Origin of the sequence: Azospirillum sp. A23 (assembly GCF_042938965.1) — a bacterium.
GTDB lineage: Bacteria > Pseudomonadota > Alphaproteobacteria > Azospirillales > Azospirillaceae > Azospirillum > Azospirillum melinis.
In genome coordinates this window covers 278,173-302,442 of sequence record NZ_CP170665.1, presented here as the reverse complement: position 1 = coordinate 302,442, position 24,270 = coordinate 278,173, and the positions used below count along the sequence as shown (strand labels likewise).

The window sequence follows — 24,270 nt, the reverse complement described above, 5'->3', positions numbered from 1 at the left end:
TCAAAAGTCTGCTGAAGGAAGCCGCTTTCGTTTTGGGTGAGCGAGGCGGCGTATCATGATCCTGATGGCGGCAACGGTACCCATGGCCTCGGCGACGTCGGTGCGTTCCTCGTAATCCTTGGACAAGCGTCGCCACCGTCCGAGCCACCCGAAGAATCGTTCGACCACCCAGCGGCGGGGAACGAGGATGAAGCCGCCGCCGTCGATGCGCCGGACGATGATCAGCGTCAGCGCGAGCAGAAAGCAGGCGAGGAGCACCGGCATTCGATTGTAGATGCTGTCGGCGAAGATGGCGGGCAGCCAGCAGTAGAGCCGCTTGATCCGCGTCAGCAGCGCTCCAGCGCTGTCGGTGTCCTGAATGTCAGCGGCGTGGACGAGGACGCCGACCAGGAAGCCCGAGGTGTCTACGGCGATGTGGCGCTTGCGGCCCTTGATCTTTTTGGTCGCGTCAAAGCCTCGGGCGCCCCTTTTCCCGTCGTTTTGATGCTCTGGGTGTCGAGGATGGCGGCCGAAGGAGTTGGATCGCGGCCTTCCTGCGCGCAGCATCACAACCAGATGGTGGCGCAGGGCATCCCACACGCCGGCTTCCAGGAAGGCGCGGAAGTCGCGGCAGACCGTGGGCCAGGGTGGGAAGGCCGGCGGGGGCGGCAGATGACGCCATTGGCAGCCGGTCCGCACCATATAGAACAGGGCGTCCAGCAACCGTCGCATGTCCGTGCTGCGGGGCCGTCCACCGGGCTTGGCTGATGGAATCAGGGGCTCGATCAAGCGGTACTGGTCATCGCTCAGGGCTTGGCCGGTGTCGTAATCCCCAACCAGCCGGCAGTCCTCGGGTGTCTACATCGGCGGCCCCTCACCCCATCAGCGACAACTTTCGAAACGGGCTGGGAGACGCCTTTCAACAGTTGACGCCCTCCAAGGCTCAACCATAAGATTAGGAGGTAAAAGCACGGAAGGTGCGATCCAAATACAATGCATGATGTGCCGGGGTAAAATTCGACATAGCATAGTCGCGCCCATTGCATGCAATTTCTTCCAAATTATATTCACCTACAACCGACATCATAGAATTTCCATTTTTATAAGGCAAGTAATGTTTGTTAACTTCTAATGTGTTGCGAATTCTCTGGTTTTCATCAGTGACCAAGACTGCTTGTGAAGCCAATGAATCGGCGACGCGTTCATGAATACCGTGAGAGATAACGGGATGGGTATTCACGATTATCCGTGATCGCCGCATCAGGTCTCGCATTGCCGGCGCACGCAGAACACCTGCCCACGTAACCCGCTCGGTAGCAGATCCAAGATCAGCCCGTTCTCCTAGAGCAATTATCTTTCGATAGCGCCCGGTATCGGCAAGCAAATTGCTCACCATGTCGATGCGGCGCTCAGTACGAACAATTTCGTCTATTTCAGACATCAACTTGCAAATTTCAGGAATGAAATTGCGCTGATGCCTCATTATTTCCAATAGATCATGTCCAGCGATATCCCTGTAGACTTCGATGAGAATTTGAAATGGACACCGTAGTCGTTCATTTCTGATTGCCTCGTAATATGATTGCGCTAATTTTCTCTGGCGCTCCGGAATAAATTTCAGAAGGTCTGGTAATTTTTTCTTTGTGCGCTCCAGTGACATAGGGACAAGGATGTCCACATCCCTATTTCTCCATGGAATTGGCTCTTCAAGCAAAGAAGAATCAAAAACATAGTTCTCAACGGAAGAGAATCTCTTCGCTTTTGGGTTTATTTCCCTAATGAGAGCTTCATAATTCGGGTCCGGCACTAATATAGTGCTTTCGTGAGCGAATGCGAGCCGTTCCTGCATATATGATTTATAAGGCATATCGGAGCAAAGGAGAAATGTAGAGACTGGAAATACCTCGTTAATTAGTGTGTCTGAAAAATGATTGTGCGCTGATATTCTTAAATCAGAGAAGAATAATGAAAAAAGAATGCTGGGGCCTTTGTCGAGAGCCCGAAGTAGTTGTGCCAAAGAGCCGGGATGACTCATTTGGATCAAATCCACATCGTATCCCAAATCTTTTAGATCGGAGCCCGTACGCGCTAAGTAGCTAAGGAGAATTCCCGTATTGTCGCCAGAGTTTGGAACAGGCAATATAACTTTTTTAATCATCTTTGTTGCTCGAGATCAACGCTAGGCAAGAGTTAAGCGTGAAACCAAAGGGGCGGCCTATCCCCCTGCGTAATTGCTAAAATCCATGGTATTAGAAGCATCCTACGCATCACATCGGTCACCGTTGGAAATGACGCCGTATACCTATACCATTGGCCAACGCTTTGCAAAGGTCGCCGCCGTTCATGGCGATCGGCCAGCCCTTGCGTTCAGCGACGGCACCACCATTACATACCGTGCCCTGGACGAACTGGCCGCCCGTATGGCAACGCTGCTGCGCAGCCGGGGTGTGGGGCGCGGTGATGTGGTGGCGTTGTTCACGGCGAAGAGCCCACTGCCCTATATCGCCATGCTGGCTTGCCTGCGGTTGGGAGCTCCTTATGTCAATCTTGACCATACGAGCCCGTCAGAGCGCTTGGCGCGCATACTCGAACGCTGCCGCCCAGCGGCGTTGCTGACTGACAGTGACCTGCCGCCGGAACTGGTGCCGGCTCTCAAAGGAGCAGTTGTGCTGGGACCGGGGTTCGATCCGACGACGCTGCCACTGGACAGTGATGAGGTCGCAGTGGAACTGACCGGAACCTCTCCAGCCTATTTGATGTTTACTTCGGGGTCCACCGGCTTTCCAAAGGGCGCGGTGATCAGCCATGCCGCAGTGCTTAACTTCGCCGACTGGGCTGCCAAGGAGTTCGCGCTCACATCCGACGACCGTCTGACCAACGTCAATCCGTTGTACTTCGACAATTCGGTTTTTGACTTGTATTCCAGCTTGCTGAATGGGGCCTGCTTGTATCCGTTCACTCGCGACGAAACCCGTAATGCTCGTAGTCTGGTGCAAGCGGTTGAGGCCGCAGGTTGTACGATATGGTTCTCAGTGCCCTCAATGCTCATGTATCTTACCACCATGCGGGCCATTCCTGCTGGTGGCTTGCCAACCTTGCGCGCCGTGGTGTTCGGCGGCGAAGGTTACCCCAAGCCTGAGCTTCGCAAACTGCACAGTTTGATCGGCAATCACACCCGGTTGGTGAATGTCTATGGTCCTACTGAGTGTACCTGCATCTGCTCTGCTTATACTGTGAGCGAAGCCGATTTCTCCGATATTGACAGCTTAGCGCCGTTGGGTAGACTGGCAGATAACTTCGACTATCTGATCTTGGATGATAATAACTTACCAGTTGCATCGGGAGAAACCGGCGAGCTATGCCTGCTGGGGCCACAGGTGGGACTGGGCTACTGGCGGGATCCCGAGCGCAGTGCCGCCGCCTTCGTGCAGAACCCGCTCAATGATCGCCATGCTGAACGTATGTACCGCACCGGCGATCTGGTCAACCTAGGCCAAGACGGGCTGTTACGCTTTCGTGGGCGCAAGGACAATCAGATAAAGCACATGGGGTATCGGATCGAGTTGGAGGAGATCGATGCCGCATTGTACGCCATACCTGGGGTAGTCGAGGCGGCGGCAGGCTATTGGCGGGAGCGCACTGCTTATGGCCACTTGGTGGCCGCTGTCAGTGCTGAGCGGCCGCTTGATGAAGCGACCTTGCGTGAGTCCCTGCAGCAGCGGCTCCCGCCTTACATGATTCCTGACCGCTTCCAAATACTCAAGCGGCTGCCCAAGAACCAGAACGGCAAGATCAGCCGCCAAGCGGTGATTGATCTGTTCGCCAACCCGGAGAAAGCCCTATGACTGACCTCGTGATATTCGGCGACGGCATGGTGGCCGATATCGTCGCTGGTTGCATTCGTCGCCATGGCCGTGATCGCATTCTCGGCTTCACCGTACACCGTGAGCATTTGCGTCGTGACAGCCGTGATGGTCTGCCGGTGGTAGCGTTCGATGAGGTTGAGCGGCACTTTCCACAGGACCAAACACAGATGCTGGTCGCGGTTGGCTACCAGGACATGAACATCTTCCGCGCCGCCACCTGCGCTCAGGCACGGGAAAAGGGCTATCGGCTGGCCAGCTATGTGGGGGGCGGCACTTACGATGGGGTAGGGGTTGGCGAGAATGTGTTTGTCATGGATGGCAACAGCCTGCAGCCTGGAGTGACGGTGGGCGATGGGAGCTTCGTATTTTCCGGCGCAGTGGTGGGGCATCACACCACGGTTGGCGCTTGGTGCTGGATCACCTCGGGCAGCGTGGTCGGCGGGGCCAGCAGTATCGGTGATTATTGCTTCCTAGGACTTGGGTGCACTGTCGGTCACCGGGTAGCAGTTGGCGCCAACTGCTTCCTCGGCGCAGGCGCCCGAGTAACCCGTGATGCCGCGCCCAACGGTGTTTACTTGGAGCAGGATACTGAACGATTCCGTCTTGATACGTCGCGTTTTCTGCGCATTACCAAACTGTCGTAGGTTAATCTACACACTTTTAGAAGAAAGCATCGCCGGCGGCAGGGCGTATTTAGGCTGAGGGTTCCGAACCAGCACAAGGTGATGTGTCTGCGAGCATGTCTCTATCTGGACATCGTCAACCCTAAAATAAAAATCTTGGCCTGGAGCCCTAAGGGAATGCCTGGCTATACCCAGAACATAGTATTTCTTACTATCGTTAATGACCACTGCACCATTATACTGCCTTTGGCTTCGTATCTTCCGGTCAATTTTCTGGAGAGAATCGGCGATCAGATCGATGGTAAAATCTTTTTCCTGCACAAAGGGTTTATACACTCCTCCAGTGAGAGCCGTGCCCTGACGGTAGCCGGTGAGGAATGCGTGCAGGGATTCCATCAAAAACGGCAACCCTTTCTCGAGCTTAGCCTTCAAGCTGAGAGTATCGTCCTGGTCAGAGATTAGCACCTCATAATAATCTATAAGTATCCCTAAATCAATTTTTGCGTTGATCCGGTGCAATGACATTCTGGAGTTAGTGTGTCCTTCAAGAATGGCCCAGACGTCCGGACGGGCGCCGCGGTTAGTAAGCATGTTGCCACGGTGCAGATTGAAAATAGGGCGCTCTAAAGCAACGTCGCCCGGCACAATCATGTCTAGCTGATAAATAAGGAACGGCGTCGCCAAAGGATACCGCTCAATCAATTGGCGAAGTCCGTTCTTATCTTCAAAAGTATCGATTTCAAGCCCGTGGTCGACTGCAACCTGCTGAAGCGCCTCAGTGAGACGGGACTGCATGCACAAGGCTCCCACGACCCTAAAGTGAGGAGAGGCCGCCACACAGGAAAGCCCCACTGCCGAAGTGCCAATAAAAACGATATTGTGCTTGGCTGAATCAGTCGTCACTTGGCGCTCCTGAAAAGAAAATCAGTTATTTAAAACGGCATAGCCAAAACCGTTGCGGCCAAAATAGTTGCCGCAATAGAACATCACAAGTTGATCATCAATGCGAATGACGCACGGGTAGCACACCATTTCACTGTCCCAACCACTAGAAGACAACTCCAGTCCAGACAACTCGTCAACCCGCTGCCACGAGGCACCATTGTCTATAGAGCGGGCACAGCCGATGCGATAACCGCGCTCGGGCCGGCGAAAATCGGTGCCGTAACGGTAGCTGAAATACATGTACAGAGCATTGTCGAACGCAAAGACGTTCGGGCTGGTCTGACATTCGTCATCGACCCGTGGAGGAATGACTGGAACTCCGTCGCGGGACCACTCTAGACCGTCCTCGGATGTGGCATGGAAGATGCGATAGATGGGCTCTGCCTCATGTTCCAGCCAAGTAATGCCTGATCCATACCAAGCACGAAAGCCGCCGGGCCTTGGGTAAACCGCGGGGCAGGCCTGAAGGAACGGTTCGTTGCGGGTCGGGCCGATCACTGGGCCACGACCGATGCGCTCGAAGGTCAGCCCGCCGTCGCCGCTGCGGGCGACTCCAATAGCCCAGTTGAATGGCACAGATGTCATACGGGTCCAGCCGACGTAATACATCCAAAATTCGCCTCGCTCACGACCAGGGACGATACTGGAGGCCATGGTGCCGAATTCGTCGAACTCGCCCCGCCCACCTAATGGGAGAACCGGACGGTCATGGACGTACAAGACCCGATTGAGATTGCCGCGCTCAAGATCAACGAAAGAGATTCGAGCGACGAAATTGCCCTGTTCATCGGGTGGGGGCCGGGTGTTGAAATACACCCGCACGCGGTCTTCTAGCACCACTGCGAATGGGTTCTGGGCATAGCCGAACATCCACATGCCGGCTGCACCGGGGTCGAACACTTGGCCGCGTTTCTGCCAGCGGAACGGCGTCATTTTGATTCTCCGATATCACGATTTGCAGCTTGGCGGATCACCTCATCGAGCCACTCGTGCATACTCTTGCCAGTGACCGCGCGTGCCTTATTAGCCAAAGCTTTGGCTTCCGGTGTTACACCTTCGAGCTGACCATACATGCGGGTGCGGTGGGTGCCGCCGCGCGCACCGGGAATGGGAAAGTCCAAATCTGCATAGGGTTCACCGTCGCCAACCCGGAAAGAGATCAAATAGAACATGCCCCCGATTATCCACTCCACATGCACGTCGCGGGCACACACCGGCAGGGCCGCCAGAGGAACGTCGTGGCGGTAGAACGGGTTCGAATTGATCAGGATTTTAGCGGTCTCGGTATCGCGCAGCCAAGCCGGGATCCCTTCATCGCCAACCACCACCATGCCGCCCGGCCGTACCACGCGTGCCAACTCCCGAAAGGCGCGTGGAATGTCCGAAAACATGTTGATACCGCCGAAATGAAAAGCAGCGTCGAACGAATCATTTGCGAACGGCAAGTAGCAGCCGTTGGCCACCGAGAAATGTACGGAGCACGGTGCTTGGCCCACCTTCTCCGCCGCCTTGGCCAGGACAAACGGAGATAAGTCCTGCAACCAAAGACGACCGGCAGCGCCGATGCGTTCAGCAATGAGAGGCGCCGTGCGACCAGTGCCGCAGCCGATTTCCAGCACTGCCGCGCCGGGTTGCAAGGCCAACCGGTCGACCATGCGGGCGCGCTCTTCCTTCTCGGTGGTGCGGAAAGTATCGAAGGTCAGGTGAATGTATCGGTCATACTCGTCCGCCACCCGTTCGTAAGTGGTGCGGGCCTGCTGCTCGGAGAACGGCAATTCGTGTGGAAAGGTAAGGTCGGGAATGCCGTCAACAATAGGAAAGACCAAGCCGTCCGGCGACACCAGTTGCCCGCTGCGGACATCGTCGTTGTGCGCCTCGTCGATCTCAAGACGGAGAGGGGCCCCGCTGGTAGGGCAGCGGTATACGGAGGTGTCTTCCTGGCGCATGGAACCTCGAGAATACGGGACAACAGGTTGATACATTATTAAATAATGGGACGGCCTCTTCAACGCAAACAGCAATGTAGGCACCGGCAACACGGCAGCACTCAAATTCCACCTCGACCTTTTACCGCTCTCCTCCTATCCTCGCGCCTCCAATAAGCAGGTCGAAAGGGCCTCGGCAGCATGACCGGCACTTTGGTATTCCCGTCTTCGGTGGCAGCCGCACTGGATTACGTGCGCGATGCCACCAATCGCGGCGAGCAGTTGGTCGGAGCTTCGTCGCTGCTGAATGACGAAAATGCTGCTAGCTTTCCAATCTGGGAGCATCTTCCGCCCATCCATGATGCGTCCTTTCCTGCGGCCGTGTCAGATCTGGTAGCGCGTCATCGGCTCACCCATGTTTATGCGCCGGTGACCGCAGTCCACGCCGCTCTCACCGCGCTGATCAACGATGGCCATCTGCCGCTCCGGATGGTACGCCCCAACCCAGTGGCCGAACAGGCCGAAGCGGTACGCCGATCATTGAAGCGGGCAGAGACGCTGCATGGCTTCATGGAAGAAATCTTGGTGGACGAACCGGCCCGACAACGGTTGTTGAGCCTGCTGACCGCAGCGGCGGTGCTGCGGCACGCCAACTCCCTGTATGGGGAAAGCTCGGACGTCAAGTTGGCGGCGATGCTGGCAGTGGCAGCCAGTGTTCCCCAGGGCGACGTAGTCGAGATTGGCACTCTGATGGGAAAGTCGGCCAGCGTGCTTATCCTGTCGGCTCGACTGTACAACATTGGCAAGGTGCTGACCATTGATCCGTGGACGCCTGCCCAGGCGCTTCAAGCCGACAGCCCGCAGTTGATTCAGGATTTGGCCGGTTTGTGGGACTTCGACATGTTGGTCAATGGCTATTATTTGAACACGCTACCGATCTCTGCCGGGTGCTCCAATCATCTGAGGCTGACCTCAGAAGATGGCTTTGCCGCTTACGTACAGAACCGCCGAGTGGAATCTCCGGAACTGGGTTGTACTGACTACTCAGGTCGCATTGCCCTGTTGCACATTGACGGTAATCATGATCTGGCCGCCGTGCAAAAGGACTGGGATAACTGGGGTTCGCGGATGTTGCCCGGTGGTTGGGTGATCTTCGACGATTACACCTGGATCCACGGCACCGGCCCGCGCACTGTTGGCGATCAGGTCCTCGCTCAGTCGGAAGCTTGGCGCCGCAGCTTTGTTTGCGGCGGCGCCTTATTCGTGCAGGTCGCCTGATCTGCCGCTCCTTTACAACAGGAACTCAGCAACAGAGACGTCGAGCCACAACAATCCAAGTATCTTGGAAAATGCCGTACCAATCGTCAGTGCAGCGGCCACATCCGATAACAGAAAAATTTGGATTGAGCGCCTCTGCTATTTCTTGTTGTGCCGCAAAGGCACGCATGATTGTGCCATTGCGCAAACCATAAGGATCTTTACAAATTCGAAAGTGATTTCCGCCCAGAGACGCACTGTCTTTCAATATAAAACTATCAACAGTTGGTAGAGAAAGAATAAACAACCCGCGTTCCTTTAGGACTCGGGCGATTTCACGTATATTGTCGCCGAAAGTAAGCCCGTCTTCGATATAATAGCACGAGTGGCACGCCAGTACATGGTCCATACTGGCGTCCGCAAAGGGGATTGCGGCGTTGTTGCCCACCTTGAGTTCACAGGAGATACCACGTCGGGCGGCACGGCTGGCCGCGGCCTGACAAATCGTTGATGATATTTCCACGCCAAAGATGTTTGCGTGCAGATTATGCAGCAGCGGAAAATTCCGTCCATCGCCGAAGCCGAGATCCAAAATATTGGTGGCTGCCCAGTCAACCGGCTCCATCCTCAGCCCCGGGTATCGGCCGAGCATCGTACGCACCACCCACTCGGTGGGATACATATGCGGGCTGTCGGACAGGCGTGCGTGTTCCTGTCCGTACAGTTCCTTGATGTCAGCCATCAGACGCGCTCCCTTGCGTGACAATCCTCTACCGCTGCAATCACCCGTTCAGCCTGCTCGGGGCTGATATCGCGGAACAGAGGCAAGCCCAAGCATTCCTGAGAAAGACGCTGAGCCACCGTGGCTCCCGGGCAGAGACAGGAGGCAAAGGCGGGGTGTTCATTCAGCGCCAGCGGCCACCAGGGGCGCGTCTGAATGTCCTTCTGCTCCAGCGCTGCGGCGATCGACTGGCGGTCGCAACCAGGAAAACGGACCACCAAAACTGAACTCACCCGCTCAGTTCCAAGTCCTGGTTGGGTACCGACACGGTTGCTGGTGAGCAACGGCGTGTAAAGATTAAGAGCGGTCAACCATTCGGCTCGTGTTACTGGCCAAGCGTCCAGCGCTGCCAAAGCTACCGCCGCTCCGTATTCGCTCATCTTACCGTTGAATGCGTGACATTGAGCGATAGCCAAGCCTGAAAAGCCAAAATTGAGAACACGACGGACCCGTTTAATCAGATCAGTGTCGCTGCAGACCATAAGACCACCCTCTCCGGCACCAAGCACTTTGGTTGCATGCAGAGAGACGACCGCCGGAAGGTCGCATATACGCCACGAATCGAAGCCCGCAGCGGCATCGACGATCACGGGAATCCCCGTCTGTCGGCGGAAAGCGCGCCAGCCTTCGACATCGATTGGAGCGCCAAATGGCATGACCGGCATGACGGCGGCGAGTTGGGCACCCTCATCGCGGTGACGCTCGACCTGCTGAGGGGTCAAACTCCAATTATCCGCATCCACATCGACTAGGTAAGGCGTCAAGCCCGCCAGGGTTACGGCATGCGCGGTGGCGCAGAACGTCCAGGCCGGAACGGCGACTAAGCTGCCATGAGGCAGACCGAGAGCGATCAACGCCGCAGTCAAGGCAGATGTGCCGTTGTCAGCGCTGACCACACTGTCTCTCTCACCTCCCAAAGCAGCCGCAAAACGCTCCTCCAAGCTAAGCACGAGCGGGCCAAAATTGGAGTACCAGCGGTTTTGATCGATTTGAGCGAAATATGGCGCCAGGGTGGGTAGAAGCGGCAGTCGCGGGTGCATGACAGGAATGGACGTGTTGGACATCAATGGATTTCCGTTCATGCCACACACAATGTGCATTATGATTTGATAGCTCTACCGCAAGTTTGCGGCCCGTCCTCTAGAATTCGTTGCAGGACACTGTCAAAGGCGCCATGCCAGGGAGGCAGTACCACCAGTTCGATCCCCCGTTCGTTAAAGGCTGCGACGTCGTAGAGATCCACGCCGCCTGGAGCGTTGATGTAGCGAGTGGCACCTAGCCGCTGACAGATGTTCAAGATACGGTCCTGGGCTTGCAAATTGCTCTCCAATCCGAGGGTGCTGGAGCATAGGAACGGCGTCGACAAACCCAAGAGATCAGCAATTCCACGCAATTGACGGTCTAGATAATCGCGCAGCAATGGCGCGCCTTCGCTTCCAAAGAGAACCAAATTCGCCACCAATTTCTGACCTAGAGGCGTACTCAGGCAAGGGAAACGCCGTATAGCCGTGGTCAAGCGCTCCGGTGCATCCTTGGCCAAGCGGATGGTGTCGATGCGAGCCTGCCAGGGCGGATGGTGCAGCGGCAGGGTTAGCCAGTCCAACTCGCCTGCGGCATTTTGCAGGCGGTTGCGGTGAACCCAACCGCGACGCGGGAACTGAACACAATCGTAAATGACGAAAAGATCGGCCGCTGCCATCAGTCGGAAATAACCGGCATAGGGCAGGAAGTAGGGCTGCATGATGGCAACTGTCGTCACGGCCGGATCTCCGTCACAACACAAGCCCGCCGTCGATGGAAAGCACGGCACCGGTGACAAAGCTGTTTTCTATCATCTGGACAACAGCCAAAGCCACTTCATGATCCTTAGCTAGACGACGCAAGGGGGTCCTGCTCACGATGTCCGCTATCTTATCTACGGTCAGGGCATTGTGCGTCGACGGTGTGTCGACGAACCCTGGAGCGATGCATACGGCACGTATACCCAGAGGTCCCAATTCACGAGCCCAAGAAACGGTCAATGCTTCGACCCCCGCCTTGGCGGCCGCATAAGCACTCTGCCCGGCATTCCCGCGGGCGGAGATAGAACTAATGTTGATGATCGTGCCCTTTATTCGCTTTCTTACCATTCTCTCGGCAATACTCATGGTAATACTGTAAACTGCTGTCAGATTGGTGGAAATTACGGTCTCCCATTGCGCCATTCGCTCGGCGCGGCTGCTTCGCTGGAGGACATCAATCAGAGGTGCGCTACAGATAATACCAGCGTTGTTGATAAGGACATCAACTCCGCCCAATATGGCAAAGGCCTGTTCGACTGCGCTCTCAACAGCATTAGCGTCAGTCAGCTCGACGTTCTGGATCGCAACATCGGGAAAGTCAGCGGTCAAGGTAGACAATTGATCGGCGTCGCGGTCAAACACTACAACGTGGGCGCCTTCAGCTACTAGCTGGTTCAGCATGGCTCGCCCCAAACCGCTAGCTCCACCGGTCAGCACGACGCGGCGTCCAGACAAGCGTAGCGTCACTGCATCACTCCCTTGAGACGTAGCACGTCATGAATACTGCCCACCGTGGTCATACAGGCAATCTCATCACCATCAAGGATCAAACCAAATCTGTCCTCTATGGCCAGGATCAACTCCATATGGCGGAGAGAGTCCCATTCAGGCGTTGTCTTCATCGATGTTTCGCTGGTGACGGAGGAAGGTTCCACCTTAAGGACTGTGGCAACCAGCTGAGTTACTATCATGTTGAATTTGCTCGAATTTGCCATGGCTAAATCGCAGTATATGGGGGGGGGGGAGCGAACGCCAACTGAGTTGTGAAAGAAGCTGGAGAGAGGGAGCGCTTGCCAAGTGAACTGATGGTGTGGATGCCTGAACCGCGCCGGGTTTGTCGGAAGCCATTTGTGTTGAGTCACGCCACGATGGCGAGGTCCTCAGTTTGGGCATAATAGCGTGCTTCGGCCTCGGTGGGAGGAATGTTGCCGATGGGTTCGGGCAGTCGCCGGTGATTGAACCAGTCCACCCATTCCAGGGTGGTGAACTCGGCGGCCTCCAGGGTGCGCCACGGTCCGCGGCGCCGGATCACTTCGGTCTTGTAGAGGCCGTTGATGGTCTCGGCCAAGGCGTTGTCGTAGGAGCTACCCACGGACGGCTCGACGCCGGCTTCGGTGAGGCGCTCGGTGTAGCGGATCGCAACGTATTGCGATCTCCTGTCGGAGTGATGGATAAGGCCACTGCCCTTGGCAGGCCGGCGGTCGTGAAGTGCCTGTTCGAGCGCGTCCAGAACGAAGCCGGCATGGGCTGTGCTGGACACCCGCCAGCCGACGATGCGGCGGGCGAAGGCGTCGATGACGAAGGCCACGGAGACGAAACCCTGCCACGTCGCGACGTACGCGAAATCGGCCACCCACAAGGTATCTGGGCGCGGCGCCTGGAACTGGCGGTTCACCCGGTCGGCGGGGCATGGCGCCGCCCGGTCGCCGATCCTGGTGCGCACCGCCTTGCTGCGCGTCGCTCCCTTCAGGCCCATGTGCCGCATCAGCCGGGCTACCGTGCAGCGCGCCACATCGATGCCGTCTCGCCGGCAACTGCCGCCACACCTTGCGTACCCCATAGACCTGGAAGGTCGCGTCCCAGACCCGCCGGATCGCAACACTCAGCTCCGCGTCGCTTCGCGAGCGGGCTGGCGCCTTGGACGGATCGGCCCACCGGGCGGCATGGGCGTGGTAAGTCGACGGGGCGATCGGCAGCACTCCGCAGATCGGCTCGCCCCCGTAAACGAAGCGGTGCGCGTCGATAAAGGCGATCATTTCGTGAACGGGTATTTCTTGAACGGGCGGTCGAGTTCCGCCTGGGCGAAATACGTCGACGCCTTGCGTAGGATCTCGTTCGCCTGGCGCAGATCCCGCACCTCACGCTCCAATGCCTTGATCCGTTCCTGCTCGTCCGTTGTCGGACCTGACCGCTTGCGCTGGTGACGCTCGGCCTGCCGGACCCAGTTTCGCAGCGTCTCGGGATTGCAGCCGATCTTCGCCGCAATCGAGCTGATCGCCGCCCACTGCGAGGCATGCTCGCCTTCGTGTTCGAACACCATCCGAACCACGCGCTCGCGGACCTCAGGAGCGTAGTTGGGTGATGCTTGCTTCGTCATGATGACTCCACTCTCTCAGATGATGGGGCATCCGGAAAACCCGGAGCGGTTCACAACTCACAGAGGCTCTGCCAATGACTGGAGGAAATTCGATCTCAAGTCAGGATTCTCCGCGCCGTTCCACTGCCGGAATGCGACATCGCGGGTTTATAAGACGGAGGGTCTGTCTGGAAAGAAGGAGGCAGGGAACCCGATGGTCATGACCGGTGCCGAGCATCACGTGCTGTACCGCGACCCGCGTTTCTATGCGTCCTTCCCGTCGCTCACCCCGACGCGGGACGGACCGGTGCTGTTGGCCTTCCGCCGCGCGCGCGACCATCGCTGGCTGCGCGGGGCCGGGTATCGGACGGGAGAGACCGGGTTCAACCATGTCGACCATCTCGATTCGCGGTCGCAGACCGTCCTGCTTCGGCTCGGCCCCGATGCGGAGCCGCTGGGAGAGGAAACGGCCCTGCCCCCCGATCCGCAGGCGGCCGACCAGGACGCCAGCCTGCTGACCCTTCGCGACGGCCGCATCCTGCTGACCGGCTTCCGCTGGTATCCGGTGCCGGCGGCCGATGGCGAGGCGTTGCGCGCGCTAGGCTTCGGGCTGGCGGGAAGCCCGCTCAAGACCGGCGACCTCTACCTGTTCTGGGGCGGCTACAGCCGGCACAGCGACGATGGCGGGCGGAACTGGACCGCGCACCGCGACCTGCCCCCTCTGCCCGGCCATCCCGACATCGTGCCGGGTCAGCGACCCTTTTACGGCGGTGCGGTGCGCGGCCGGGCGGTGGAGGCGCCGGACGGCACGATCCTGCAGACCGGCTACACCCACCACCCCTCCACCGGGACCTATGCCAGCCATCTCTTCGCCTCCACCGACCGGGGGGAAAGCTGGGTGCACCGGGCGATCATCGCCATCGATGCCGAGGCCAGGGCCGGCTTCTGCGAGACGGCGCTGCATCTGGACGCCGATGGGGTGCTGCACGCCTTCCACCGCACCACCGGGCTGGACGACCATCTGGCGACCTCGCGCTCCACCGACATGGGCCACAGCTGGGAGCCGTGGCGGCGTCATGCGGTGGTCGGCCATCCCTATGACGCCTGCCCGCTGCCGGACGGCCGGCTGCTGCTCGTCGGCGGCTACCGGCATGCGCCCTACGGCGTGCGCGCCCGCATCTACGACCCGCGCCGCCAGCAGCCGGACGAGGGGACGGAGCTGGTGCTGCGCGACGACGGGCCGGCGCCGGACCTGGGTTATCCCTGGGCGGCCATGCTGCCGGACGGCCGCGCCATGGTCGCCTATTACATCTGCGACGCCGCGGGGCTGCGCGGGATCGAGGCGACGTTGTTCCGGCCGTGAAAGGGCTGGGGGAGTGCATCCTGCGACCCGCTGTACCCTGGACCGGCCGGCGGGGGGCGGGCTACCCTTCGCATCATGGAAAGCTCCGTCCCCTTCGTCGCCGCCAAGGCCGTCCCCGGCATCGATCCCGCCGCCTACCACGACCCGGAGATCTTCCGGGCGGAGGAGGAGCGGATCTTCCGCCGGTCCTGGGTCTTCGCCGGCTTCACCGACGACCTCGCCCGCCCCAACGACTATCTGACCCGGCGCATCGGCGGGCTGGACGTGCTGGTGCAGAATTTCGACGGGGAGCTGCGGGGCTTCCGCAATGTCTGCACCCACCGCTTCGCCATGATCCACCGGGCGCCGCGCGGCAACGGCATGCTGCGCTGCGGCTATCACGGCTGGACCTTCGACCGCGACGGCGTGCCCTATGGCATCCCCGGCAACGAGGCGAATTTCGGCCTCGACCGGGAGGGCCGCTGCGGCCGTGCCCTGACCCCGGTGGCGGTGGATGTGTGCGGGCGCTTCGTCTTCCTGCGGGTGGCGGCGGAGGGGCCGGATCTCGACGACTGGCTGGGCGGTTATGCCGACGTGCTGCGCCATGCCTCGGAGATCTTCGTCCGTTCCTTCGACGAGCGGTCGATGGAGTGGGCGGCCAACTGGAAGATGGGGGTGGAGAGCGTGCTGGAGGTCTACCACGCCGACCTCACCCACCCCACCACCTTCCGCAAGCTGGTGAAGGGCGACTGGCGCTGCGATTACGATGGCGCCCATTCCCGCGGCGTCACGTCGGTGTCGGACAGGAGCGCCCGCTGGTGGGACGGCGTGTCGGAGCGGTTGGGCTTCCGCCCGAGTCCGGCTTTGCGCGAGTACGACCATCTGCACATCTTCCCCAACCTGGAGATCGGCTTCACCCGTGGCGCGGTGATGAGCGTCCAGACCTACGATCCCCTCGGGCCCGACCGCTGCGCGCTGGGCCTCCGCCTGTTCCTGGCCGATCCGGACGGCGATGCCGGCAGGGGCGGTCCCGCCGCCCGCCGCCTGATCGAGGAGGGCGCCCGCGACATCAACGTCGCCCTGCTGCGCGAGGACCAGGAGGCGTCGGAACTGGCCTTCCGGGGCTGCCGGCAGACGGACCGCCCGGCGGTGCTCGGCCTTAACGAGGAGCGCATCCAGCAGTTCCACACGGTTTGGCGGGGAATGATGGGCTGACTCCGTCTCCCGCCTCCGCCCCGCTTTTTGTCGCTGTCCAGGGGACCGGGAGTCTGCCACCATCGGGCGGGGGGCTTGGTCGTCGGAGGTTCATCCACCATGGGCGGCACCATGACGATTCCCCCTGCCGTTGTCTTTGGCCGGCTTGCCTTCGGTCCGCGAGCTGCGGAGCCTGACGCCGACAGCGGCCGTCCCGACTGGCTGGCCCGCTGGCTCGACCGGCAGCTGTCTCCCGATCTTTCCTCCGATGGCCGTGACGACCCCGAGGTCGAGCGCCATCTCGCCGCGGCCAAGCTGCGCATCCGCTATCCCGCCGGGGACGGCTGGGAGGCGGTGGACGAGGACCGTCCGCTGGCCTGCCTGGGCCAGCCGATCGAGGCGCTGTGGCCGCTGGCCGCCAACCGTCCCTCGGTCGCCGCTCCGGAGCGGCAGAGGCCGCGGCTGGAGACCGCAGCCGCCACCCTGATCCGCGCCGTCCACAGCCGCTGGCAGCTGCGCGAGGTGCTGGTCGACTTCTGGCACAACCATTTCAACGTCAACGCGGCGGGCGAGCCGGCGGTGGCCGCCGCCCTCCCCGTCTATGACCGTGACGTCATCCGCCGCCACGCGCTGGGCAATTTCCGCGCCTTTCTGGAGGCGGTGGCGACCAGCAGCGCCATGCAGGTCTATCTGAACAACCGCTCGTCCCGTGCCGGCGCCGCCAACGAGAATTACGCCCGCGAGCTGTTCGAACTGCACGGGCTGGGGCGCGACGCCTATCTGAACGCGCTTTACAACCGCTGGCGCGACGTGCCGGGGGCGCTGCGCGGTGTGCCCGACGGCTACATCGACCAGGATGTCTACGAGGCCGCCCGCGCCTTCACCGGCTGGACGCTGGAGGACGGCGCCGGGCTGGGCGGCGACGCCAGGCTGCCGGTGACCGGCCGCTTCACCTATGTCGAGGGCTGGCACGACACTTACCAGAAGCGGGTGCTGGGGCGGGAGTTCGACCCCTTCCAGTCGCCGATGGACGACGGTCGCCGGGTGCTCGACCTCGTCGCCGACCATCCGGCGACCGCCCGCAACCTCTGCACCGCGCTGTGCCGCCGGCTGGTCGCCGACGATCCGCCAGCCGGGCTGGTCGCCCTGGCGGCGCGGGTGTGGACGGAGAGCCGCAGCAAGCCGGACCAGATCGCCCGCGTCGTCCGCGCCATCGCGCTCTCCCCCGACTTCGCGCGGATCCGCGATGCCAAGGTGAAGCGCCCGCTGGAGCTGGTGGCGTCCTTCGCCCGCGGCGCCGGCATCGATCTCGTCCCCACCAACGCCCTGCTGGGCGAACTGGACGGCAGCGGCCAGCGGCTGTTCGGCTGGCCCGCCCCGGTCGGCCATCCCGACCGGATGGAGGCGTGGCTGGGAGCCGCGGCCATGCGCCGGCGCTGGGGGCTACTGCTCGGGCTGGCGGAGAACCGCTGGGAGACCGGAGCCATCGACCTCGCCGCCCGCTTCCCGGCTCCGCTGCCGGCGGCGGCGGCGGTGGACCGCTGGCAGGGGATGCTGCAGGACGGCGAGCCGGAGCCGGCGACCATCGCCGCCATCCTGACCGGCATGGGGCTGGCGGCAGACACGATGCTGACGCCCGGCACGAAGGCCGGCGACGACCGGCTGCGGCGGGTCGCCGCCTTCGTGGCGATGGCGCCGCGCTTCAACCAGCGTTGAGGGAGATTAGGGCCATGACGATCTCACGCCGCGGTGTGATGCAGGGCGGGCTGATGGCCGGTCTGACGGGGCTGCCCGGTGTCCGCAGCCTTGCCTTTGCCGCCGATAAATCTGTCGAGGCGCCGGTCGGGATGCTGGGGGCCGGCACGCTGGTGGTGGTGTTCCTGCGCGGCGGGGCGGACATGCTGGCGCTGGTGGCGCCGGCCGACGACCCCGACTATCGCGCCGCGCGGACACCGGAGCTGCGGGTGATGGCGGAGGGGCCGAAGGCGGGCATCCGGTTGGAGCAGACGCTGGCCCCTTCCCTCGACTTCCGCCTGCATCCGGACGCCGCCCCGCTGGCGGACCTCTATGCCGCCCGCCGGCTCGCCATCGTCCATGCGGTGGGGCTGACCGACGGCACCCGCAGCCATTTCGTCGCCCAGGACCTGATGGAGCGCGGCATCGCCCGCGAGGAGGATCTCGCCCGCACCGGCAGCGGTTGGGTTGCCCGCTGGCTTGGCGAGGGCGGGCATGGTGAGGGGGATGAGGGCGAGAGGGAGCAAGGACGGGTTCCGGCCATCGGCACCGCCGCCGCTCCGGCCGCCGCCCTTGCGGGGCTGGGCGGCGCGCTTGCCGTGCCCGACCTGCGCGGCGGGCTGGCCCCTCCCGGCGGGCCGCAGGCGGCGGCGGTGCTGGCGGCGCTGTCCCGGCAGGGCGACGGCGCCTATGAGCGGGCGGCTCGGGCGGCGCTCGACGGGCTGTCGGCGGTCGACGGCCGGCTGCCGCGCGGGACGGACGGCAAGGTCGCCGCCTACGATGCGGAGGGCGGGGCCGTCTATGAGGAGACCGAGGCCGGACGGGCGCTGCAGACGGTCGCCCGCATGCTGAAGATGGACATCGGCCTGCGGGCGGCCTGCGTCGATGTCGGCGGCTGGGACACCCACGAGAACCAGCAGGGGCGCTTCGCCACCGCCGTCGGCCAGCTGTCGCGCGCGCTTGCCGCCTTCCATACCGATACCCTGCGCTATGAACGCGACCTGACGGTGGTGGTGATGAGCGAGTTCGGCCGGCGCCTGCGCGGAAACCGCAGCCAGGGCACCGACCACGGCCATGGCGGCGCCATGCTGGTGCTGGGCGGCCGGGTGGCGGGCGGGCGTATGCTGGGCCGCTGGCCGGGGCTGGCCAGCCACCAGCTGGACCGCGGCGTCGATCTGGCGGTCACCACCGATTACCGGACGGTGCTGTCGGAACTGATCGGCGCACCGGCGGCGCGCGGCTTTCCGGGCTTCCAGGGGGCGCCGCTGAGCGTGCTGCGGGGGTGAGGAACAGGGCGGTGGGGCGGCTCTTTCCCTCCTACTTCCACTCCCGCCCGTCCATGTCCTGGTAGACCCTGAACCGGTCGCGCACCGCCAGCCAGTCCTCGGCCAGCATTTCGAAGATGTGCAGGTCGATCTCCTGCCCGTCTTTCACCACTTGGCGCTTCAGCACGCCGACCGGGCGGTAGCCGATCATCGGCTGGCCTTTCAGCAGGCGGGGGCTGTTGGTGCCCATGATGTGGTTCACCACCTTGCGCAGCCCCATCGTGAAGAAGACGTGGTTCAGCATGTAGGCGAAGTTCAGCGGGGCGGCACCCATCCGTCCCGCCCGCTCGCCCATCAGCACGCCGAAGGTGGCGATCCGCCACTCCGGCTCGGTCACGGTGATCGAGACATGGCCCGCCGGCACGCCGTCGACGCAGAGGATGCGGTGGACATAGTCGTCACGCTCCGCGCAGCGCCGCAGCCATGCCTTTTGCCGCTCCACGTCATAGGGCACGGCGGTCAGCATCTGGCTGGCGATGTCGGGCCGGGTGCGCCAGTCGAGCAGCAGTTCTGCGTGGTCCTCCGTCGGTTCGATGAAGGTCAGTGAGCCGCTCATGCCAGGGCTCCCGATTCCGTCCGATTGAGATGGCGCATCGCGGGCCTCAGGCGGTGCGGCCGCCGTCCACCGTGACGATGGACCCGGTCATCCAGCGGCTGGTGTCGGCGAGCAGATAGGCGATCATGTGGGCGATGTCGTCGGGATGGCCGAAGCCCAGCGGCTGCAGCGTGCGCAGATGCTCGTACTGCTCGGCGGTCAGCTTCTGCTTGCCGCGCTCGATCAGCTCGGTCTCGACGATGGAGGGGACCACGCAGTTGACGCGGATGCCGTCGCTCAGCAGCTCCACCGCCAGCCCCTTGGTGGCGGCGATGATGCCGCCCTTGCTGGCGGCATAGACGACGTTGCCGGGTGAGGCCGCCGTGGCGGCGGTGGAGGAGATCAGCGCGATTGCCGCCCGCTTGGCATGACAGCCCTTCTGCCGCAGCCCGCGGGCGAGCGCCAACGCGCTGCCCAGGTTGGCCCGCATCACCTCGTCGAAGAAGGCGGCGGAGAAGATGCGGATCGGCCGCAAGGTCTGGATGCCGGCGCAGTGCGCGATGCCGTCGAAGGGTGCATCGTCGGCGCACAGCCCCTTCACCCAGCCGGGCACGGCTTCGAGGTCCGACAGGTCGAACGGGGCGATGGCGTGATCCTCGCCCTCCAGCCGGTCCGCCGTTTCGGCCAGCCGCTCCTCGTCGCGGCCGTTCAGCACCAGCCGCCCCCCCAGCTTCGCCAGAACCACCGCCGTTGCCCGGCCGATCCCGGCCGACGCCCCGGTCACCAAAATGCGGCGGCCGGTCAGGTCCATGGGGTTGTAGACGGCTGTCATGGCGGGAAAATCCAGGTTGGTGGCGTGTCGGGATGCGGACCATAGCACAGGCGCGTTCCGCCTCCGGCTGCGGCTTTTTCGATGAGCGGTGGATGGGGCTTGGCTGGGGATGCTCTGCGCCGTAATTGTCGGCAATCAAGGATCCGGAAACCAATCCCGCGCCACTGTGCACTATGATGTGGGCTATGGTGCCGGCCACCGGTTTCCGAAGAGGCCCCGCCGGGCCCTTGAACACGCGAAGGACAGGACAGCCATGAAAGCCATCATCGACGGCATCCGGATCGCCGGCCTGCGCGCGGTGGTGCCGCCCCAGCGCCATTCCTTCGTCGAGGATCCGGGCATGTTCACGGTGGAGGAGGCGAAGAAGCTGGCCGCCACCATCGGCGTCCAGGAGCGCCGCGTGCTGCCGCCGCCCTATTGCGCGTCGGACCTCTGCGTCGCCGCGGCGGAAGGGCTGATGCAGCAGCTGGGCTGGGACCCGGCGACGGTGGAGGTGCTGGTCTTCGTCTCGCAGGACGCCGATTACGTGCTGCCGGCCACCGCCTGCATCATGCAGCACCGGCTGGGGCTGCCGACCAGTGCCGCGGCCTTCGACGTGCCGCTGGGCTGCTCCGGCTATGTCTACGGCCTGTGGATCGCGGCGAAACTGCTGGGCGGGTCGACGGCCAAGCGGGCACTGGTGCTGTGCGGCGACAACCCGACCCGCCACCTGCATCCGGAAGACCGTGCCACCCTGCCCTTGTTCGGCGATGCCGGATCGGCCACCGCGCTGGAGGTCGACGCGGCGGCCCCGTCCATCCCGGTGGTGATCGGCACCGACGGTGCCGGCGCGCCGCACATCTTCGTCAAGGCCGGCGGCAAGCGCCATAGCCTGATCCCGCCGGTCGGCACCGCCGGTCGGATCGCCGACGAGAAGGCGGCCGCCCAGCTGGAGCGCGATTCCCGCCTGGCGTTGAACGGGGCGGAGGTGTTCTCCTTCACGCTGCGCGCCGTGCCGCCGCTGCTGCGCGAGGCGATGGAGCATGCCGGCACCGATGTCGAGGGCATCGACCGCTTCGTCCTGCACCAGGCCAACGCCTTCATGCTGGAGCATCTGCGCAAGCGCGTGAAGGCGCCGGCAGAGAAGTTTGTCATCGACATGCAGGGCTTCGGCAACACCAGTTCCGCCTCCATTCCGCTGGCGCTCTGCCACAGCATGGGGGGGCTCCTGGCGGCCGGGCCGGTGAAGACGCTGATGGCCGGCTTCGGGGTGGGCTGGTCCTGGGGGGCGATGGTGGCGGAGCTTGGGCCGATGCCGGAGCCGCAGGTGGTGGATTTGCCGGAGGGGTATCCGGTGCTGGCGGTGTGAAGCGGCATGGCCTTCGCGATGATGCGCGCTCCGGCTCCCCGCCCTCGCTTTCCCTGGACCCTTGACGATCCGGCGGTCCTCGTTTCTCTCGATATTTTCGACACGCTGTTGCTGCGCCGAGTGGAGACGCCGGCCAACGTGTTCGACGAGGTCGGTCGTCGCGCCCGCCTCGCCGGTCTGATCGATGCCAGCCTGACCCCGCCCCTGTTTCGGATGGTCCGGCAGGCCGCGGAACGCCGTGCCCGCCAGGAGGCCCGCCAGGACCATGGAACGGACGAAGTCGGGTTGGCCGACATCTATCGCCAGATCGAAGTCGGGGACCCAGCCGCACTGATGGCGCTGGAAATCGCCGTGGAGGCGGAGGTCCTGTTCGCCAATCCATTCCTGCTGGAGGGATTACAGGATTTGGCGGCCCAAGACCGGCCGGTGGTTCTCCTCTCCGACATGTATCTGCCGCCCGCTGTCATCCGCGGTCTTCTCGGCAATGCCGGGATCGGTGAGGCGTTGTACCGGAACCTCTATGTATCCTGCGCCCATGGGTGTTCCAAGCGGGATGGCGGACTGTTCCAACTGCTGCTCGACGATCATCCCGATCTATCCGCCGCTTCTATCCTTCATGTGGGGGATGATCCGGTCAGCGATGTTGCCATGGCCCGCGCCGCGGGCCTGCGTGCCGTGCACTATGCGCCGCCCCCGGGGCTGACCCGGATGCGGGAGCGGGAGCGGGCCGCGATGGGCTTCGCCGGCCTGGCTCCGCCATTCCCGCGCCGCTTGGCGGCATTGGCAGGGCAAACCGACACGCCGGATGATGCATTCTGGCTCGAGTTCGGCGCTCTTGTTCTCGGCCCGGCCGTGGCTGAATATTGCCGGTGGGTGGTCGAGGATTGTCGGAGGCGGGGTATCCGCCTGATCGCCCCCCTGATGCGCGAGGCCGATCTGTTCGCCCCCCTGATGCGGGAGTGGATCGATCATCGCGGCTACGCGATGCGGGTGGAGCCTCTGTTCACCTCGCGGCAAGCGCTGGCACCACTGGAGCTTGCCGGGTTGGATGGGCCATCGGCCCGCTCGATTCTGACGGCGCGTCCGCACCTGCAATGGGATGCCCTGCTGCACCAGGCGGGAGGAAAAGTTCCGCCGGCCCTTGTGGCGTTGGCCGGCCTGACCCTGGAAGGGTTGGCGGGACGGAGCTTGCCGGAGGGTGGCGTTGCACTCGATGCGGTGCTGGCTCTGTTCGACGCTCCCGATCTGAGGCGGAGCGCGGCGGGGCGGGCGGCAGAAACGCGAACCCTTGCCCGGAGCTATCTGGCTGAGCGGCTGGGCACCGACGAAAGGGTGGCGTTGGTGGACCTCGGCGCGCGGGGCCGGACGCCCACGGCCATCATCGACCTGTTGGACGATGGCCGACGGCGGGCGCATGTCCATCTTTGCTATGGGGTGCCCGACTTGGCCGGGCCGCTCGGCTCCGGCATCCGCGCCAGCGTCTTTTGCGGTGAAACCGACTTGGCGATGGGGCTTGGTCGCATCCTCTACCGCAGCCCGCAAATCCTGGAGCGCGCCTTGACTGGGTTGTGCGGCACGACCCTCGGCTACCGACGGGACGAGGCGGGCCGGGCGATCCCGGTAACCGGGGCGGCACCGGCCCATGGCGAGGAAGCCCGAGCCTTGGCCTTGCTGCAGGCGGGGATCCGCCGTTATGCGGGGATGCTGCGTGCCGGTTGTCCGCGGCAAGGCGATCTCCACTTGCCGACGGGGGAGGAGGCTCTGTTTCCTTTGGCTTGCGCTTTGCTGATGCCGACGGACGAAGAGGCCCGACGCCTTGGTGCCTTGCGGTACGATTACAATGACGGAACCGGTCTGGAGCGCGGGATTTGCGATGCGGAGGCCCTTGCCGCCGTGGCAGGACTGGGCGAAGCCATCGCAGCGCCGCTGATGAGCATGGCGCTTGGGGTGCGGCCACTGACGGTGCCTTGGCCGCAGGGGGCGTTGACCCTGCGAAGCCCCGGCATTTTTCGCCGGCCGGCCGAAGCCCTGGCTCTCGAAGTCGGGCATGGCGCCGTCTGCCGAGCCCTGGTGGCGGAGATCCGGAACCAGGGAATGACGCGGGTGAGTCTTGCCGCGGTGGGCGGCGACGGCGGAATGGGGCCGGAGTTCATTCACATCGCGCGGGAAGCCGGGTTGGAATTGGTCGCCTATGCCGACCTGATGCCGCATCTGGTCCCGCAAACGCTCTACCATGGTGTGCCGGTCCTGCCCTTCGAGCGCTTGCCCGATTGCGGGCCCGTTCCTGTCGCCCTGGTCACTCTGGGGTATGCGGATCGCTTGGCATCCTTGCTTCACGACCATTTCGACGCGGCCGGACAGACCGTGAGGATCATCGCGCTGGGACGGCCTGATTTGCAGGGGACCATGGCCAAGGACGCTCCTGCACGGCGCGGAGGGTGACGCCG

The 24,270-nt window shown here is 62.7% G+C and carries 21 protein-coding genes, 1 pseudogene and 1 other annotated feature; of the genes and pseudogenes, 9 read left to right on the top strand and 13 right to left on the bottom strand.

Annotated elements, in window-relative coordinates:
• Both ABNQ40_RS09245 and ABNQ40_RS09240 read right to left on the bottom strand, forming a co-directional pair.
• On the bottom strand, positions 1-789 hold the full coding sequence (locus ABNQ40_RS09245) for an IS5 family transposase (protein ID WP_282187137.1): 789 nt from the start codon (positions 787-789) through the stop codon (positions 1-3).
• A gap of 145 nt (positions 790-934) precedes the next feature.
• Positions 935-2,137 (bottom strand): glycosyltransferase family 1 protein, encoded by a 1,203-nt coding sequence (locus ABNQ40_RS09240; protein WP_146255366.1) that lies wholly within the window; start codon positions 2,135-2,137, stop codon positions 935-937.
• A gap of 130 nt (positions 2,138-2,267) precedes the next feature.
• Here ABNQ40_RS09240 and ABNQ40_RS09235 point away from each other — a divergent pair, with 130 nt between their 5' ends.
• The gene (locus tag ABNQ40_RS09235) at positions 2,268-3,824 is read left to right on the top strand and encodes an amino acid adenylation domain-containing protein (RefSeq protein ID WP_158285499.1); all 1,557 of its coding nucleotides are present in this window, start codon (positions 2,268-2,270) and stop codon (positions 3,822-3,824) included.
• On the top strand, positions 3,821-4,489 hold the full coding sequence (locus ABNQ40_RS09230) for an acetyltransferase (RefSeq protein ID WP_109047076.1): 669 nt from the start codon (positions 3,821-3,823) through the stop codon (positions 4,487-4,489). The genes ABNQ40_RS09235 and ABNQ40_RS09230 overlap by 4 nt, the downstream gene beginning before the upstream one ends.
• 6 nt (positions 4,490-4,495) lie before the next feature.
• On the opposite strand, the gene ABNQ40_RS09225 is transcribed toward ABNQ40_RS09230, so the two are convergent.
• Genes ABNQ40_RS09225 through ABNQ40_RS09215 form a run of 3 tightly spaced genes read right to left on the bottom strand, consistent with a single transcriptional unit; the run spans position 4,496 to position 7,359 of the window.
• Entirely contained in the window at positions 4,496-5,371 is an 876-nt protein-coding gene (locus ABNQ40_RS09225) for a hypothetical protein (protein WP_146255368.1), read from the bottom strand.
• Between the two features lie 21 nt (positions 5,372-5,392).
• The gene (locus ABNQ40_RS09220) at positions 5,393-6,346 is read right to left on the bottom strand and encodes a hypothetical protein (protein ID WP_146255369.1); all 954 of its coding nucleotides are present in this window, start codon (positions 6,344-6,346) and stop codon (positions 5,393-5,395) included.
• Entirely contained in the window at positions 6,343-7,359 is a 1,017-nt protein-coding gene (locus ABNQ40_RS09215) for a methyltransferase domain-containing protein (RefSeq protein WP_158285500.1), read from the bottom strand. Before ABNQ40_RS09215 ends, ABNQ40_RS09220 begins: the two co-directional genes overlap by 4 nt.
• Positions 7,360-7,539: 180 nt before the next feature.
• Between ABNQ40_RS09215 and ABNQ40_RS09210 the strand changes: the two genes are divergently transcribed.
• Positions 7,540-8,616, top strand: a complete 1,077-nt coding sequence (locus tag ABNQ40_RS09210) for a class I SAM-dependent methyltransferase (RefSeq protein ID WP_109047079.1) — start codon at positions 7,540-7,542, stop codon at positions 8,614-8,616.
• 25 nt (positions 8,617-8,641) lie between these two features.
• Here the strand turns inward: ABNQ40_RS09210 and ABNQ40_RS09205 are convergent, their stop codons facing one another.
• The 6 genes and pseudogenes from ABNQ40_RS09205 to ABNQ40_RS09180 form a co-directional block, all read right to left on the bottom strand.
• Entirely contained in the window at positions 8,642-9,337 is a 696-nt protein-coding gene (locus ABNQ40_RS09205) for a class I SAM-dependent methyltransferase (protein ID WP_109047080.1), read from the bottom strand.
• A complete protein-coding gene (locus ABNQ40_RS09200) occupies positions 9,337-10,440 on the bottom strand; it encodes a DegT/DnrJ/EryC1/StrS aminotransferase family protein (protein WP_158285501.1) in 1,104 nt (367 codons plus the stop codon). Before ABNQ40_RS09200 ends, ABNQ40_RS09205 begins: the two co-directional genes overlap by 1 nt.
• A gap of 35 nt (positions 10,441-10,475) precedes the next feature.
• Entirely contained in the window at positions 10,476-11,135 is a 660-nt protein-coding gene (locus ABNQ40_RS09195; RefSeq protein ID WP_109047082.1) for a WbqC family protein, read from the bottom strand.
• A 13-nt stretch (positions 11,136-11,148) separates the two neighbouring features.
• Positions 11,149-11,874 carry an SDR family NAD(P)-dependent oxidoreductase gene (locus ABNQ40_RS09190; protein WP_391346278.1) on the bottom strand — a complete coding sequence of 242 codons (726 nt, stop codon included), beginning with the start codon at positions 11,872-11,874 and terminating at the stop codon, positions 11,149-11,151.
• A 26-nt stretch (positions 11,875-11,900) separates the two neighbouring features.
• Positions 11,901-12,152, bottom strand: coding sequence for an acyl carrier protein (locus ABNQ40_RS09185; protein ID WP_158285502.1), 252 nt, complete (start codon positions 12,150-12,152; stop codon positions 11,901-11,903).
• 143 nt (positions 12,153-12,295) lie between these two features.
• Positions 12,296-13,534 (bottom strand): annotated as a pseudogene (locus ABNQ40_RS09180) (IS3 family transposase).
• Positions 13,119-13,250: a sequence feature (AL1L pseudoknot), on the bottom strand. Its footprint overlaps the pseudogene before it by 132 nt.
• 199 nt (positions 13,535-13,733) lie before the next feature.
• Here ABNQ40_RS09180 and ABNQ40_RS09175 point away from each other — a divergent pair.
• The 4 genes from ABNQ40_RS09175 to ABNQ40_RS09160 all read left to right on the top strand — a co-directional run bounded on the left by ABNQ40_RS09175 (position 13,734) and on the right by ABNQ40_RS09160 (position 19,069).
• Positions 13,734-14,876: a sialidase family protein gene (locus tag ABNQ40_RS09175; protein WP_391346164.1), complete on the top strand. Its 1,143-nt coding sequence runs from the start codon at positions 13,734-13,736 to the stop codon at positions 14,874-14,876.
• Positions 14,877-14,951: 75 nt separating this feature from the next.
• Positions 14,952-16,070 carry an aromatic ring-hydroxylating dioxygenase subunit alpha gene (locus ABNQ40_RS09170; protein ID WP_109046793.1) on the top strand — a complete coding sequence of 373 codons (1,119 nt, stop codon included), beginning with the start codon at positions 14,952-14,954 and terminating at the stop codon, positions 16,068-16,070.
• Positions 16,071-16,169: 99 nt separating this feature from the next.
• A complete protein-coding gene (locus ABNQ40_RS09165) occupies positions 16,170-17,765 on the top strand; it encodes a DUF1800 domain-containing protein (RefSeq protein WP_109046794.1) in 1,596 nt (531 codons plus the stop codon).
• Between the two features lie 14 nt (positions 17,766-17,779).
• Positions 17,780-19,069 (top strand): DUF1501 domain-containing protein, encoded by a 1,290-nt coding sequence (locus ABNQ40_RS09160; protein WP_109046795.1) that lies wholly within the window; start codon positions 17,780-17,782, stop codon positions 19,067-19,069.
• Between the two features lie 31 nt (positions 19,070-19,100).
• Here ABNQ40_RS09160 and ABNQ40_RS09155 read toward each other — a convergent pair whose 3' ends face one another.
• A complete protein-coding gene (locus ABNQ40_RS09155) occupies positions 19,101-19,664 on the bottom strand; it encodes a GNAT family N-acetyltransferase (protein WP_109046796.1) in 564 nt (187 codons plus the stop codon).
• A gap of 46 nt (positions 19,665-19,710) precedes the next feature.
• On the bottom strand, positions 19,711-20,475 hold the full coding sequence (locus tag ABNQ40_RS09150; RefSeq protein WP_109046797.1) for an SDR family NAD(P)-dependent oxidoreductase: 765 nt from the start codon (positions 20,473-20,475) through the stop codon (positions 19,711-19,713).
• A gap of 253 nt (positions 20,476-20,728) precedes the next feature.
• Here ABNQ40_RS09150 and ABNQ40_RS09145 point away from each other — a divergent pair, with 253 nt between their 5' ends.
• Together ABNQ40_RS09145 and ABNQ40_RS09140 are read left to right on the top strand one after the other, a co-directional pair.
• Positions 20,729-21,823 carry a 3-oxoacyl-ACP synthase III family protein gene (locus tag ABNQ40_RS09145; RefSeq protein WP_109046798.1) on the top strand — a complete coding sequence of 365 codons (1,095 nt, stop codon included), beginning with the start codon at positions 20,729-20,731 and terminating at the stop codon, positions 21,821-21,823.
• 6 nt (positions 21,824-21,829) lie between these two features.
• Complete coding sequence (locus ABNQ40_RS09140; RefSeq protein ID WP_109046799.1) at positions 21,830-24,265, top strand: hypothetical protein; 2,436 nt, start codon at positions 21,830-21,832, stop codon at positions 24,263-24,265.
• The last annotated feature ends 5 nt before the right edge of the window (positions 24,266-24,270 follow it).

Coding starts and splice junctions, on each gene's coding strand:
- ABNQ40_RS09240 (WP_146255366.1), bottom strand. CDS start 2,137: ATGATTAAAAAAGTTATATTGCCTGTTCCAAACTCTGGCGACAATACG.
- ABNQ40_RS09235 (WP_158285499.1), top strand. CDS start 2,268: ATGACGCCGTATACCTATACCATTGGCCAACGCTTTGCAAAGGTCGCC.
- ABNQ40_RS09230 (WP_109047076.1), top strand. CDS start 3,821: ATGACTGACCTCGTGATATTCGGCGACGGCATGGTGGCCGATATCGTC.
- ABNQ40_RS09220 (WP_146255369.1), bottom strand. CDS start 6,346: ATGACGCCGTTCCGCTGGCAGAAACGCGGCCAAGTGTTCGACCCCGGT.
- ABNQ40_RS09215 (WP_158285500.1), bottom strand. CDS start 7,359: ATGCGCCAGGAAGACACCTCCGTATACCGCTGCCCTACCAGCGGGGCC.
- ABNQ40_RS09210 (WP_109047079.1), top strand. CDS start 7,540: ATGACCGGCACTTTGGTATTCCCGTCTTCGGTGGCAGCCGCACTGGAT.
- ABNQ40_RS09205 (WP_109047080.1), bottom strand. CDS start 9,337: ATGGCTGACATCAAGGAACTGTACGGACAGGAACACGCACGCCTGTCC.
- ABNQ40_RS09200 (WP_158285501.1), bottom strand. CDS start 10,440: ATGTCCAACACGTCCATTCCTGTCATGCACCCGCGACTGCCGCTTCTA.
- ABNQ40_RS09185 (WP_158285502.1), bottom strand. CDS start 12,152: ATGGCAAATTCGAGCAAATTCAACATGATAGTAACTCAGCTGGTTGCC.
- ABNQ40_RS09175 (WP_391346164.1), top strand. CDS start 13,734: ATGACCGGTGCCGAGCATCACGTGCTGTACCGCGACCCGCGTTTCTAT.
- ABNQ40_RS09170 (WP_109046793.1), top strand. CDS start 14,952: ATGGAAAGCTCCGTCCCCTTCGTCGCCGCCAAGGCCGTCCCCGGCATC.
- ABNQ40_RS09165 (WP_109046794.1), top strand. CDS start 16,170: ATGGGCGGCACCATGACGATTCCCCCTGCCGTTGTCTTTGGCCGGCTT.
- ABNQ40_RS09160 (WP_109046795.1), top strand. CDS start 17,780: ATGACGATCTCACGCCGCGGTGTGATGCAGGGCGGGCTGATGGCCGGT.
- ABNQ40_RS09155 (WP_109046796.1), bottom strand. CDS start 19,664: ATGAGCGGCTCACTGACCTTCATCGAACCGACGGAGGACCACGCAGAA.
- ABNQ40_RS09150 (WP_109046797.1), bottom strand. CDS start 20,475: ATGACAGCCGTCTACAACCCCATGGACCTGACCGGCCGCCGCATTTTG.
- ABNQ40_RS09145 (WP_109046798.1), top strand. CDS start 20,729: ATGAAAGCCATCATCGACGGCATCCGGATCGCCGGCCTGCGCGCGGTG.
- ABNQ40_RS09140 (WP_109046799.1), top strand. CDS start 21,830: ATGGCCTTCGCGATGATGCGCGCTCCGGCTCCCCGCCCTCGCTTTCCC.